The 14061-nt window shown below is 70.9% G+C and carries 10 protein-coding genes and 1 riboswitch; of the genes, 2 read left to right on the top strand and 8 right to left on the bottom strand.

The features are described from left to right. Window positions 1-43: 43 nt before the first annotated feature. The 7 genes from thiC to thiE all read right to left on the bottom strand — a co-directional run bounded on the left by thiC (window position 44) and on the right by thiE (window position 5920). Window positions 44-1636 (bottom strand): phosphomethylpyrimidine synthase ThiC, encoded by a 1593-nt coding sequence (thiC, locus tag FHU34_RS05170; protein ID WP_145778917.1) that lies wholly within the window; start codon window positions 1634-1636, stop codon window positions 44-46. Between the two features lie 17 nt (window positions 1637-1653). After that, the gene (thiD, locus tag FHU34_RS05165; RefSeq protein ID WP_145778916.1) at window positions 1654-2439 is read right to left on the bottom strand and encodes a bifunctional hydroxymethylpyrimidine kinase/phosphomethylpyrimidine kinase; all 786 of its coding nucleotides are present in this window, start codon (window positions 2437-2439) and stop codon (window positions 1654-1656) included. Then, entirely contained in the window at window positions 2436-3176 is a 741-nt protein-coding gene (locus FHU34_RS05160) for a thiamine phosphate synthase (RefSeq protein WP_145778915.1), read from the bottom strand. Before FHU34_RS05160 ends, thiD begins: the two co-directional genes overlap by 4 nt. Beyond that, on the bottom strand, window positions 3173-3952 hold the full coding sequence (locus FHU34_RS05155; protein ID WP_269682317.1) for a thiazole synthase: 780 nt from the start codon (window positions 3950-3952) through the stop codon (window positions 3173-3175). The genes FHU34_RS05160 and FHU34_RS05155 overlap by 4 nt, the downstream gene beginning before the upstream one ends. Next, the gene (thiS, locus tag FHU34_RS05150; RefSeq protein ID WP_145778913.1) at window positions 3949-4149 is read right to left on the bottom strand and encodes a sulfur carrier protein ThiS; all 201 of its coding nucleotides are present in this window, start codon (window positions 4147-4149) and stop codon (window positions 3949-3951) included. Before thiS ends, FHU34_RS05155 begins: the two co-directional genes overlap by 4 nt. Further along, window positions 4140-5297: a glycine oxidase ThiO gene (gene thiO / locus FHU34_RS05145; RefSeq protein ID WP_145785445.1), complete on the bottom strand. Its 1158-nt coding sequence runs from the start codon at window positions 5295-5297 to the stop codon at window positions 4140-4142. Before thiO ends, thiS begins: the two co-directional genes overlap by 10 nt. Further along, complete coding sequence (gene thiE, locus FHU34_RS05140; RefSeq protein WP_145778912.1) at window positions 5294-5920, bottom strand: thiamine phosphate synthase; 627 nt, start codon at window positions 5918-5920, stop codon at window positions 5294-5296. Before thiE ends, thiO begins: the two co-directional genes overlap by 4 nt. Then, window positions 5915-6024: riboswitch (TPP riboswitch) on the bottom strand. It overlaps the preceding gene by 6 nt. A gap of 302 nt (window positions 6025-6326) precedes the next feature. Here thiE and FHU34_RS05135 point away from each other — a divergent pair. Together FHU34_RS05135 and FHU34_RS05130 are read left to right on the top strand one after the other, a co-directional pair. After that, window positions 6327-12158, top strand: coding sequence for a ThuA domain-containing protein (locus FHU34_RS05135; RefSeq protein WP_145778911.1), 5832 nt, complete (start codon window positions 6327-6329; stop codon window positions 12156-12158). Window positions 12159-12223: 65 nt separating this feature from the next. After that, the gene (locus tag FHU34_RS05130) at window positions 12224-12754 is read left to right on the top strand and encodes a hypothetical protein (protein ID WP_244311556.1); all 531 of its coding nucleotides are present in this window, start codon (window positions 12224-12226) and stop codon (window positions 12752-12754) included. 172 nt (window positions 12755-12926) lie between these two features. Here FHU34_RS05130 and FHU34_RS05125 read toward each other — a convergent pair whose 3' ends face one another. Further along, entirely contained in the window at window positions 12927-13889 is a 963-nt protein-coding gene (locus FHU34_RS05125) for an aldo/keto reductase (protein ID WP_208744927.1), read from the bottom strand. Window positions 13890-14061: the final 172 nt, after the last annotated feature.

Raw genomic sequence — 14061 nt, 5'->3', positions numbered from 1 at the left:
TGAACCCGAGTCGATCATCAAACCGACCGCACGAGCCGGCCGGTCAGGCCAGCGGGAGGTAGACCCGGCCACCGCCGGAGACGAACTCTCCCGACTTGTCCTTCATGCCGCGTGCCGCGTACTCCTTGAGCTCCTGGGTGATCTTCATCGAGCAGAACTTCGGGCCGCACATCGAGCAGAAGTGCGCCGTCTTCGCCGGCTCGGCGGGCAGCGTCGCATCGTGGTACGACCGCGCGGTCTCCGGGTCCAGTGAGAGGTTGAACTGGTCCTCCCAGCGGAACTCGAACCGCGCCTTGGACAGCGCGTCGTCCCACGCCTGCGCCCCCGGGTGGCCCTTGGCCAGGTCCGCAGCGTGGGCGGCGATCTTGTACGCGATCACGCCCGCCTTCACGTCGTCGCGGTCCGGGAGACCGAGGTGCTCCTTCGGGGTGACGTAGCAGAGCATCGCGGTGCCGAACATGCCGATCATCGCGGCGCCGATCGCCGAGGTGATGTGGTCGTAGGCCGGCGCGATGTCGGTGGTCAGCGGACCGAGCGTGTAGAAGGGCGCCTCGTGGCACCACTCCTGCTGGAGGTCCACGTTCTCCTTGATCTTGTGCATCGGCACGTGGCCCGGGCCCTCGATCATCACCTGGACGTCGTACTCCCAGGCGACCTTCGTGAGCTCGCCCAGGGTGCGCAGCTCGGCGAACTGCGCCTCGTCGTTGGCGTCCGCGATCGAGCCGGGGCGTAGCCCGTCACCGAGGGAGAACGTCACGTCGTACTTCGCGAGGATCGCGCACAGCTCCGCGAAGTTGGTGTAGAGGAAGTTCTCCTCGTGGTGCGCCAGGCACCAGGCCGCCATGATCGAGCCGCCGCGCGAGACGATCCCGGTGACCCGGTCCACGGCCAGCGGCACGTACGGCAGCAGCACCCCGGCGTGCACCGTCATGTAGTCCACGCCCTGCTCGGCCTGCTCGATGACGGTGTCCCGGAACACCTCCCAGCTCAGCTTCACCGGGTCGCCGCCGACCTTCTCCAGGGCCTGGTAGATCGGCACGGTCCCGATCGGCACCGGCGAGTTCCGCACGATCGCCTCCCGGGTCTCGTGGATCCGCTTACCCGTGGACAGGTCCATCACGGTGTCCGCGCCCCACCGGGTGGCCCAGGTGAGCTTCTCCACCTCCTCGGCGACCGACGAGCTGACCGCCGAGGTGCCGATGTTGGCGTTCACCTTGACCAGGAACGCCTTACCGATGATCGCCGGCTCACACTCCGGGTGGTTGACGTTCAGTGGCAGCACCGCCCGGCCGGCGGCGATCTCGGCGCGCACGAGTTCCGGGTCGACGTTCTCGCGGATCGCCACAAACTCCATCTCCGGCGTCACCACACCGGCCCGCGCGTACGCGAGCTGCGTGGGTCGACGACCGTCCACACCGGCCAGTGGAGTGCCCGCACCCCGTACCGGTGCCACATCGCCCCGCTCGGCGATCCACGGGCCTCGCAACGCGGGCAACCCCACCGACGGGTCCGACCCCGGACCGGACGTGTCGTAGAGCCGTACCGGCGGATGGTCCCCGGTCAGCTCCACCTCCGCGAACGGCACCCGGACGTCCGGCCGTGAACCCTCGACGTACACCTTGCCTCGTGCCTGCATGACAGCCTCCCTGGTGATCAAGCGGACCAGCCGAAGTGGTTCAGCGGTCCGCGCCCCGCGCCCAGCTCCCAACTCCGCGCGCCATCCAGCGCACGGAGCACGTACTCCTTGGCGGCCCCCACCGCCGCCGGCACCGGATCGCCCAGCGCGAGCCGCACCGCGATCGCCGCCGAGAACGAACACCCGGTGCCGTGGGTGTGCCGTGTGTCCACCCGTGGGGCGCGCAGCAGAGTGGTGACGCCGTCGCCGTGCAGCACGTCGACCGCCTCGCCGCCGTCCAGGTCGCCGCCGGTGACCACCACGTACTCGGGTCCGCCGGCCGCGAGCGCCTCGGCGGCGACGACCATCGCGGCCACGTCGTCGACCGGGCGTCCGGTGATGGCCGCGGCCTCCGCGCAGTTCGGCGTCGCCACGGTGGCGTACGGCAGCAGCCGCTCCACCGCGCTCACCACGCCTAGCCGGTGACCACTGGTGGCGACCAGCACCGGGTCGACGACGAGGTGGGGCAGTCGACCGGCCCGTGCGGCCTCGGCCACCACGTCGGCGACCGCGGGGGTGCCGAGCATTCCCGTCTTCACGGCGGCGACGGTGAAGTCGGCGAGCACGCTGTCCAACTGCTCGGTGACAGTGCGCGGAGGCATCGGCAGGACGGCGTCGACACCCCGGGTGTTCTGCGCGGTGACCGCCGTGAGGACGCTGGTGCCGTACGCGCCCAGCGCCGCGAAGACCTTGAGGTCCGCCTGGATTCCTGCGCCGCCGCCGGAGTCGGAGCCGGCGATCGTCAGCAGTGTTCTCGGGGTCATGGTTCTTCCCTGGTTGCGGTTGAGGGCTGCGGCCGACCGTGCCCACTCCGGGCGGTCAGGCTTGATCCCTGCGTGGGCACGGTCGGCCGCAGCCCCCGTCGTGGAGACCTGGTGCCTCCGTGCCGGGTTTGGGTCAGCTCAGGGGTGGCCGCCTCGGCATAGGCGCTGGTCAGGGTGGCGGCTGTTTCGGCGGGGTCTTGGGCTCGCATGATCGCGCCCAGGACGGCTACTCCTGCTGCTCCCGCCTTGACGCAGGTGGTTACCTGGTCTGGGGTTTCTACTCCGCCGAGGGCCAGGACGGGGACGGGGCTGATGTCGATCAGCCGCCGCAGGCCGTCTGGCCCTAGGGGTGGGCCGTAGCCCGGTTTTGTCTTTGTGGGGTGGACCGGGGAGACGGTGGCGTAGTGCTCGGTGGTCAGGCGGTCCAGCTCAGCTTGGTTGTGGCAGGAGCGGCCGACCACTGTGTGGGTCGGTGGTGGGTACGGGCCGGCGGCCGGCAGGTGGACCGCATCGCCGCCGAGCGGGTCGGGGCCGGCCACGACGAGGGTCCCGCCGACGTCGGCGAGGATCGCGCGGAGGTCGGCGGCGAGGGCGGCGCGTTCGGCGCGGGGCAGGTCCTTCTCCCGCAGCACCACCCAGCGCACTCCCCCGGCCACGGCTCCCGCCACGACCCGGTCGAGCCGGTCCCGCGCGACGAGCCGGTCGGTCAACACGACGACACCGTCCGGCCCGGTCACAGGTCCGGTCTTCCCTCGTCGGGAGTGGAGGCGAGCGCGTGGAAACGTCGGGCGATCCGGCCGGCCCCGGCGGCCAGGTGTCCTGCCTCGACCGCGTACCGCATCGCGGTCGCCATCGCCACCGGGTCGGCCGCCCGGGTGACAGCGCTGGCGAGCAGCACCCCGTCGCAGCCCAACTCCATAGCCAGGGCGGCGTCGGAGGCGGTGCCGATGCCCGCGTCGAGGATCACCGGCACGTCCACGCCCTGCCGGATGAGCCGGATGTGGTGCGGGTTGCCGATGCCGAGCCCCGAGCCGATCGGTGAGCCGGCCGGCATCACCGCCGCACAGCCCACGTCGGCGAGGCGACGGGCCAGCACCGGGTCGTCGCTGGTGTACGGCAGCACTGTGAAGCCGTCGGCGACCAGCTCCTCGGCGGCGCGGAGCAGCTCCACCCCGTCGGGCAGCAGCGTCCGCTCGTCGCCGATCACCTCCAGTTTGACCCAGTCGGTGTCGAACGCGTCCCGGGCCAGCCGGGCCACCTTGACCGCCTCGGTCGCCGTGTGGCAGCCGGCGGTGTTCGGCAGCAGTCGTACCCCGCACCGGTCCAGCAGGTCCAACAGCCCGCCGGTGGAGCCGGGCGCGGTACCCACCCGACGCAACGCCAGCGTGACCAGCTCGGTGCCGGACGCACGGATCGCCTGCTCCAGGACATGCAGGTTCGCGGCGCCGCCGGTCCCGAGGATCAACCGCGAGGTGAACGTCTCCCCGCCCAGCTCGAACGACATGCCGCTCACCCGCCCTGCGCCGCGGTGAGCACCTCGACCCGGTCGCCGTCGCGCAGCGCCGTGGCCGGCCAACCCGCACGGGGTACGACCTCCCCGTTGACAGCGACCGCCACCCCACGCTGTTCGGGCACGATGTCGCGCACCAGGTCGGCCACCGACGAGCCGCCGGGCACGTTGCGCCCGGCCCCGTTCACCGTCAACTCCATTGGTCCCCCTCCGTGCTGCGATCAGGGCTGCCACCCGGCGTCAGGCCGAGAAACCGGTCGGCCCGAAACGGCGCGAGCAACGGGTCGCTTACGCCGTCGAGCACCAGGTCCGCGATCAGGTCGGCGGTGATCGGGGCGAGCACGATGCCGTGCCGGTGATGCCCGGTGGCGACCAGGACGTCCGGCCGGCCGGGCAGCGGCCCGAGGATCGGCGCGTTGTCCGGCGTACCCGGGCGCAGCCCGGCAACCGCCTCGACCAGGTCGTACTCGGCCAGTTCCGGCAGCAGGTCGACTCCGGCGCGGAGCAGGCGCTGCACAGCGCCGGCCGTGACGGTGGTGTCCGCCCGTTCCTCGACAGTCGCGCCGAGCACGACCTCCCCGTCGACACGGGGCACCAGGTAGACGGGTTCGCCGTCGGCGTACCCCCGGATCACGTGCCGGAAGCCCGGCGCGACGCCGTCGGGCGCGCGGAGCCGGAGGATCTGGCCCTTGACCGGCCGCACCGGTAGACCGGTGAGTGCCGCGGCCCCGCAGCCGGCGGCGACCACCGTCACCCGCGCGTCCACATCGGACAGACGCCGAACCGCGTGCGACACCAGCACCGCGCCGGCCTGCTGCGCCGCCGCGCGCAGCGCCGGCACCAGCAGCCGTGGGTCCACCTGGTGGTCGGTGGGCGCGAGCGCGCCGCCGCGCACCCTCGGAGCGAGCGCCGGCTCGCGTTCGCGCAGCTCGCTGGGACGCAGCGGGGTCACCGGCAGACCCAACCCCTGTTGGTACGCCCACAGCCTGCGCGCCTCGGCCAGGTCGTCGCCGGTCAGGCCGACCATCAGGGTGCCCTCGGTCCGGTAACCGATGTCGACGCCGGTCACCTCGTTCAACTCGGCGGCGAACCCCGGCCAGCGCTCGGCGGACGCCAGGAGCAGTTCGGTCAACTGCCGCTCACCGAAGTACGCCTCGGCGACCGGGGAGAGCATGCCGGCGGCCACCGCGGAGGCTCCCGAACCGGGCGCCGGATCGTGCACCACCACCCGCAGCCCTCGGGCGGCGCAGCGCCAGGCGATGGACAGCCCGATCGGTCCCGCCCCCACCACCGCCACATCCGGCCGGACCCGGTCGCGCGACGGCGGTGACGGGAACCGGCCGGTCAGCACGTCAGTGCCTCGATGAGCTGGGCCGTCGCCCGCGCCGGGTCGGCGGCAGCGGAGAGGGCGCCGACGACCGCCACCCCGTACGCCCCGGCTGCCCGCAGCGCCGGCACCCGTGCGGCGGTCACTCCGCCGATCGCGATGACCGGCACGTCGACGGCGTCGACGACGGCGCGTACCCCGGTGGGCCCGATGGGATCGGGTAGGCCGGACTTGGTGCTGGTGGTGTGGCACGGCCCGACGCCCAGGTAGCTGGCTCCGGCCGCGACCGCCTCGGTGGCCGTGCCCGGCGCGCGGGCGGTGGCGCCGAGCACTCCGGCGGGGCCGAGCACCCGGCGGGCGGCGGCGACCGGCAGGTCGTCGGCGCCGACGTGCCCGCCGGCGGCACCGACCGCGAGCGCCACGTGCAACCGGTCGTTGACCAGGCAGGTCGCCTCGTACGACGCGCAGAGCGCCAGCACCCGCCGGGCCAGGTCGTACGCCTCGCGGTCGGTGGCGGAATCCTCGACCCGGACCTGCACCACCAGTTCGGCACGGGCCGCCGTGAGGGCGGCCCGGACCACGGTGAGCGGGTCACGCCCGGGTCGGGTGTCGGTGATCAGATGCAGTCGCCCCAGGGACGGCACGGCAACACTCCTCCCTGCGCCGGCATTACCCGGATCAGGTTCGACGGTCGGGGGCTGTCAGCCCCCCTCTCAGCCCGGTACACCGGGCTCCCGTGGGTTACTTGCGTGTCACCGTACGACAGTTCCGCCGGTCTGCCAAGGCGGCGTCGACGGCGTCCGGCCCGGCCGCGACGAGCGAGATCGATGGGGCACTTCATACGGTCCTGTTCGGAATGTCGCCCGCCGTTGCAGAACCGTTACCCGTCTGCATCTTGCCCGACATCGAACCAGCCGAATTAATTTGTTCAGCGATTCGACAAAATGTCGGTGGGGCACCCTGGCACGGCGTCACCACCGGCTCCATGAGGGAGGGCGTTCGGCGAGCCGACTCCCGCGAACTCTCTGTCACTACGACACAGGAGGCGGCGTGTCCCGTTCTCGTCGTGCCCGCGTACCCATCACCGCAACACTGATCTCCCTGGCCATGGCCTCGACCACCCTGTTCGGCACGCCTGCCCAGGCAGCCGCCCAGGTTCCCCCACGGGAGGCGCCAGCCGCCGCCCCGGTCAGCCAGGTGGTGCCCAAGGCACCAAAGGCAGCGGCCGATCCCTTCTCCGTCTTGATCTTCTCCAAGACCGCCGGCTTCCGGCACGACTCCATCCCCACCGGCATCGCCGCCATCCAGCAACTCGGCGCCGCCAACGGATTCACCGTTGACAACTCCGAGGACGGTGCCGCATTCAACGACGCCAACCTGGCGAAGTACAAGGCGGTGATCTGGCTCTCCACCACCGGTGACGTGCTCAACGCCGAGCAGCAGGCGGCGTTCGAGCGCTACGTGAAGGCCGGCGGCGGCTACGTCGGCATCCACGCCGCGTCGGACACCGAGTACAGCTGGGCCTGGTACGGCGACCTGGTCGGTGCGTACTTCGCCAACCACCCGCAGAACCAGACGGCCACGGTCAAGGTGGAGGATCACGCCCACCCGTCCACGGCCGGTCTTCCGGACCGCTGGTCCCGGTTCGACGAGTGGTACAACTACCAGTCCAACCCTCGGCCGGACGTACACGTGCTGGCCAGCCTGGACGAGAAGAGCTACACCCCCGGCGCCGGCGCGATGGGTGCGGACCACCCGGTCGCCTGGTGTCAGGACTACGACGGTGGCCGGTCCTGGTACACGGGCCTGGGGCACACCCGGGAGTCGTACGCCGAGCCCCAGTTCCTCTCCCACCTGCTCGGCGGCATCCGGACCGCGGCCGGCGTCGAGAACGCCGACTGTGGCGCCTCGAAGACCTCGAACTTCGAGAAGGTCACGCTGGACAGCAACACCAGCAACCCGATGGAGCTGGACATCGCCCCCGACGGGCGGGTCTTCTACATCGAGCGCGACGGTCGCGTGCAGATCGTGAAGCCGGACACCGGCAACACGGTCACCGCCGTCGACCTGGACGTCTTCACCGGCAACGAGGACGGCCTGATCGGCATCCGGCTCGACCCGGACTTCGCCACCAACAACTGGGTGTACCTCTACTACGCCCCGAACGACGGGGTCACCCGCAACCTGCTGTCCCGCTTCACGGTGACCGGCGACACCATCAACCTGGCCAGCGAGAAGCAGGTGCTACGGGTCGACACCCAGCGCAACACCTGCTGCCACGCCGGCGGGAGCATGGCCTTCGACGGCGACGGCAACCTCTACCTGGCCACCGGTGACAACACCAACCCGTTCGAGTCGAACTCGTACTCGCCGATCGACGAGCGGTCGGGCCGCCAGGACTACGACGCGCAGCGCACCTCCGCCAACACCAACGACCTGCGCGGCAAGGTGATCCGGATCCACCCGGAGGACGACGGAACGTACACCGTTCCGTCGGGCAACCTCTTCGCGCCGGGCACCGAGAAGACCCGTCCCGAGATCTACGCGATGGGCTTCCGCAACCCGTTCCGGATCGGCACCGACCCGAAGACCAACACGTTGTACGTGGCGGACTACGGACCGGACGCCAACTCGGACAACCCGAACCGGGGCCCGCGTGGTCTGGTCGAGTGGAACATCGTCACCCCGGGCAACTACGGCTGGCCGTACTGCACGGGCACGAACGAGGCGTACAACGACTACACGTTCCCGTCCGGTCCGAGCGGCCCGAAGTTCGACTGCGCCGCACCGGTCAACAACTCGCCCAACAACACCGGCCTGACCAACCTCCCGCCGGTCGTCCCGGCGACCGTCGACTACGGGTACGCCGGTGACGCGCGCTACCCGGAGATCGGCGGCGGTGGCGCCCCGATGGGTGGCCCGGTCTACCGCTACGACGCCGACCTCAACTCCAACCGGAAGTGGCCGGCGTACTACGACGGTAAGGCTCTGCTCGGCGAGTGGAACCAGAACAAGATGTACACCATGCAGGTGACCCCCGACGGTAAGTCGCTTGTGGACATCAACCAGCTGCTCACCGGCATGAGCATGATCCGGCCGATGGACTTCGAGTTCGGTCCGGACGGCGCGCTGTACCTGATCGAGTGGGGCAGCGGCTTCGGCGGCAACAACGACAACTCCGGCGTCTACCGGATCGACTACACCGCCGGTGACCGTGCCCCGATCGCGGCGGCGTCCGCCAACCCGACCTCGGGTCCGGCGCCGTTGACCGTCACGTTCTCCAGCGCCGGTTCCCGGGACCCGGACGGCGGCGCGCTCACCTACGCCTGGACGTTCGGCGACGGGCAGACCTCCACCGAGGCCAACCCGACGCACACGTACGCCACGGCGGGCAACTACACCGCCCAGCTCACCGTCACCAACCCCAAGGGCCGGACCGCGGTGGCCAACGTGCCGGTCACCGTGGGCAACACCGCTCCGACGGTCTCCATCGAGTTCCCACCGGACGGCGGGTTCTTCAACTGGGGTGACCAGGTCCGCTACTCGATCAAGGTGACCGACCCCGAGGACGGGGAGATCGACTGCGCCAAGGTCGGGCTGCAGGTGCTGCTCGGTCACGACGAGCACGCCCACCCGCTGGAGCAGCACACCGGCTGCACCGGCACCGTCCAGACGTCGCTCGCCTCCGGGCACGGCGCCGAGGCGAACGTCTTCGCGGTCTTCGAGGCCACCTACACCGACAAGGGTGGTGCCGGCGGGTCCGGTGCCCTGACCGGCCGGCAGATCGAGGTCCTGCAGCCGAAGCAGAAGCAGGCCGAGTACTTCACCGCCACCGGGCGCGCTCCGGTGAGCACCGGCGGCGGCGACGCCGGCGTGCAGCGGGAAGCTGCCACCGACACCGCCGGCGGCGGTCAGAGCATCGCGTTCATCGAGGACGGTGACTGGTGGTCGGTCGCTCCGGCGGACCTGACCAACATCACCGAGATCCGCTTCCGGGCTGCCTCGGCCGCCGCAGGCGGTCGGATCGAGGTCCGCGCGGGTGCTGTCGACGGACCGGTGGTCGCCACGGCCACCGTGCCGGCGACCGGCGGGTGGCAGACGTACACGGACGTGAGCGCGCCGGTCACCGGTGCCGCGAGCGGCTCGCTGTACTTCCTGGCCCGTGACCCGAACGGCGGCTCCGGTTCGCTGTTCAACGTCAACTGGATGGACTTCGTCGGTCGCGGTGTCACCGAGAACGCGCCGCCGGTGGTCAGCGCCACGGCCACCCCGGCCACCGGCACCGCACCGGTCACCGTCGCCTTCGACGGCACGGCCACCGACGCCGAGGGCGACACCCCGTTGACGTACGCCTGGGACTTTGGCGACGGAGGCACGGCGACCACTCTGGACGCCAGCCACACCTACGCCACCCCGGGCACCTTCACGGCCACCCTCACGGTGACCGACAGCAAGGGCGCCAAGGCGTACGCCACGGTGCCGGTGCGGGTGGACGCTCCGGACACGTCCTGCTTCGGGGCGCGTTCGGACGACTTCAACGGCAACAGCCTCGACAAGGAGCGCTGGACCAGCGTCATCCGGGAGAACCAGCTCTACTCGCTCAGTGGCGGCGCGCTCCAGCTGCCCACTGCTGTGGGTGACCTCTACGGCGCTCGCAACGACGCCACGAACCTGGTGCTCCAGGCGGCTCCGACCGGCGCCTGGGAGATGACCACCAAGGTCACGCTCCCGGTGACGGCCAACTACCAGCAGGCAGGTCTGCTGGTGTACGGCGACGACGACAACTACGCCAAGGTGGACCTGCTGTACAACGGCAGCCGTCGGGTGGAGTTCATCCGGGAGACGGCCGGCACGCCTCGCAACGAGGCCGCCGACGCCACCAACGCACCTGCCGGTGACACCGTGTACCTGCGGGTCACCAGCGACGGGACGAACCTGACCGCGGCCGTCTCGGGCGACGGGCAGACCTTCACTCCGGTCGGCCGTTCGGCCGCGCTCGCCGGCATCACCAACCCGCGCATCGGGGTCTTCGCCCTCAACGGCGGCACCGAGGCACCGGTCGTCAACGCGGCCTTCGATTCGTTCCAGGTCACGCCGGACGCTCCGGCCGGCCCGGTCGACCCGTCGGACGAGTTCAACGGTGACACGCTGGACAAGTGCCGGTGGGACGCGATCCTTCGGGAGGACCCGACCGGTTACCGGGTCACCGGTGGCGCGCTGCGCATCGACGTGCCCAACGGTGACATCTACGGCACCGACAACACCGGGCCGAAGAACTTCATCCTCCAGACCGCGCCGTCGGGCGACTGGACCCTGGAGACGAAGGTCGACGGCAGTCTGCTGAACGAGCAGTACCAGCAGGCCGGTCTGCTCGTGCAGGCCGACGACGACAACTACCTGAAGTTCGACTTCATCGCGGACAACCAGGCCGGCCAGACGGTGACGCGGCGGATCGAGTTCCGCAGCGAGATCGGCGGGGCGGTCCAGAACCCACAGCCGGAGGTGACCAGCCTGACCAGTGCCGTGTGGCACCTCCGGTTGGCCCGCACCGGTGACACGTTCACCGCGTCGTACTCGGCCGACGGGACGACCTGGACCGCGTTGGAGGCGCTGACCAACACCGCTGTGGGTGCCACCCCGAAGGTCGGGTTGTTCACCCTCGGCGCCAACCAGACGGCCTCGAAGACCGCCGCGTTCGACTACTTCCGGTTGAGCACGAAGGTGGCCGACGAGACCGCGCCGGTGACCACGGCCGCCGTGTCCGGCACCCCGACCGAGGGGTGGTACACCGGGCCGGTGACGGTGACCCTCACCGCCGCCGACGAGGCCGGCGGTAGCGGGCTCGCCAGCACCGAGTACCAGCTGGACGGGGCCACCACCTGGACGGCGTACACCGCCCCGGTGGAGGTCACCGGTGACGGCGAGCACGAGCTGCGGTTCCGCTCGACCGACAAGGCCGGCAACGTGGAGGCGACAAAGACCGTCTCTGCCAAGATCGACGCCACTGCGCCGGTGACCACTGCGACGTTCGCTCCGGCGAACAACGCCGGCTGGCACAACGGCACGATCCCGGTCGTGCTGGCCTCCACCGACGCCGGTTCGGGTGTCAAGACCGTGGAGTGGTCGCTGGACGGTGGCGCGTGGACGCCGTACACGGCGCCGGTCGAGGTGACCGGTGACGGGCAGCACGAGCTGCTGTACCGCTCGACCGACAAGGCAGGCAACGCCGAGACGCTCAAGTCGGCGGTTTTGAAGATCGACGGCACCAAGCCGACGCTGCTGGTCTCCGGTATCGCCGACGGCCAGCTCTACGGTGACAGCCAGGACGTCAGGGTGTCCTGGCAGGCTGTCGACCCGACCTCGGGCATCGCGACTGTGGTCGGCACGTTGGACGGCCAGGCGTACGCCAGCGGCACCCTGCAGGCCATGTACGAGCTCTCGCTCGGCCTGCACGAGCTGACCGTGACCGCGACCGACAAGGCGGGCAACGAGACCACCTCGACGGTCCGGTTCTTCGTCACCACCTCGTTCCGGGACATGCAGGGTCTGCTGGACCGGTTCAAGGCGACGGGTCGGCTCTCGACCAAGGCGCACAAGCAGCTGACCAACAAGCTCGACGCCGTCCGCAAGTCCGAGGCGGCCGGCGACGACAAGGCGGCGGTGCGGCAGCTGACCGCGTTCCGGACGCTCGCCTCCGACACCGCTCTGGTGGGCGAGGCGGAGGTCCGGGATGCCCTGATCCGGGACGCCGATGCCATGATCGTCCGGCTCGGCGGCGCGGCCAGCAAGGCCGGGGTCAAGGCGAACGACGGCGAATCGGTCAAGGGCACCGGACGGCTCGGTGGCGATGCCACCCGGCTCGCACCCGGTCGCCAGCTCTGATCCGACGAGGCCCCTCTCCGACGCTCCGGCGTCGGGGAGGGGCCTCCCTCATCAGTAGTGAGGAGATGTCCGTGACGGGTATCCGCAAGGCGTTGGCCGCCGTGTTCGTCGGACTGGCTCTGATCCTGTTCGCCGCTGCCCCGGCGGCCGCTCAGGCTGACAAGCTCAAACTCGTGGTGGCCGGCGACGGCGCCGAGGGGGTCACCATCCAGGCCACCTACCCCGACGGGCGTCGGCTGGACCGGGTGGTGCGACTGGTCCTCACCGCCACCGGCCCGGACGGGCAGAAGGTCGGGCCGGTGCAGTTGGAGCCGCAGCCCGAGGGGCAGGGGTTCTACAGCAGCGGTCCGGTGCTCACCGCCGGCACCTGGAAGGTCAAGGTGAACTCCCCCGCTCCGCTCCCGGGTGAGGCCTCCGCAACGGTGCAGGCCCGTGCCGCGCAGTCTCCGCCCCCGCCGGAGCCGGTCTCGGTGACCAAAACGGCTGACGGCGCGGGCGGTGCGGGCTGGTGGCCGTACGCGGCGGCCGGCCTGGTCGTCGTCGCCCTGGCGATGGGGGTGGCCATGCTGTTCGGCCGCCGCCGCACCACCACCTGACCCATCGGCAATAGACGACAGGGCCGGGCCGCGACAGCGGCCCGGCCCTGTTCCGTCTCGGCTTCCCTGAAGTCGGGGTGTCCCGCGCAACAGGTCACCCCGACTTCAAGGAACGCGAGTGGATCAAGCGCGGCACGCGCCGTCGAGCAACGGAACCGGCACGGCACCGCGCTCAGAGGATGGCGCGCAGCGCTGCCAGGTCCTCGTCGCTGGGCTCCCAGGTGCCGGCGGCGGCGTTGGCGAGGACCTGCTCCGGCGTGGTGGCACCGGCGATCACCGAGGTCACCGCCGGCTGGGCGGCCAACCCACCGATCGCCACCTGGAGCATGCTCAGACCCCGCTCGGCCGCGTACGCCTCGATCGCCTCGATGGTGTCCCAGTCGGCCGCGGCGAGCCGCTCCGCGTACCGGCCGCCGCCGGAGAGCCGGCTGCCGGTTGGGGGCTGCTCACTGCGCTTGTACTTGCCGGTGAGCAGACCGTTGGCGAGCGGGAAGAACGGCAGCATGCCGAGACCGAACCGCTCACACGCCGGGATCACCTCGGCCTCCACGGACCGCTCCACCAGGCTGTAGTGATTCTGAGCGCTGATGAAGCGGGCCCGGCCGTTGGACGAGGCGACCCAGTCCGCGTCGGCGATCTGCCACCCGGCGAAGTTGGAGTTGCCCAGGTAGCGCACCTTGCCGTCGCGCACCAGGTCGTCCAGGGCGGCGAGGGTCTCGTCGATCGGGGTGCCCGGGTCGGGCTCGTGCATCTGGTACAGGTCGATGTGGTCGGTGCCGAGCCGGCGCAGCGACGCCTCCACCGCGCGGGCGATGTAGCGGCGCGCACCGCGTGCCCCGTAGTCCGGCCCGTTGAGGCCGTTCATGTCCATGCCGAACTTGGTGGCCACCACCACGTCGTCCCGGCGGCCCTTGAGCGCCTGCCCGAGCAGCTCCTCGGAGCCGCCCTGCGGTTCGCCGTAGATGTCGGCGGTGTCGAACAGGTTGATCCCGGCGTCCAGGGCCGCGTCCACCACCGCACGAGTGCCGTCGAGGTCCAGCTTGCGGCCGAAGTTGTTGCAGCCGATGCCGACCACGGAAACCACGAGCCCGGAGTCGCCCAGCCGGCGATAGGTCATCTCAGTCACGAGATCCACCCTATGCCGGCTGGACGCGCCCCACCCCGGAGGCAGCTCAACCGACTACCTCGGTGACCAGCTCACGGGCGGCACCGATGGTGTCGGTGAGCTCAGCGGAGCCATGGCCGACGGACCGGCCCCCCAGGGGCCGCCGAGACGATCAACGCCCAGCGGCCCCTGGCAATACCTA

This window comes from Micromonospora taraxaci (genome assembly GCF_007830095.1).
In the GTDB taxonomy this organism is placed as follows: Bacteria; Actinomycetota; Actinomycetes; order Mycobacteriales; family Micromonosporaceae; genus Micromonospora; species Micromonospora taraxaci.
The sequence above is the reverse complement of the archived record's forward strand: the minus strand, read 5'-3'. Positions and strand labels throughout refer to the sequence as shown.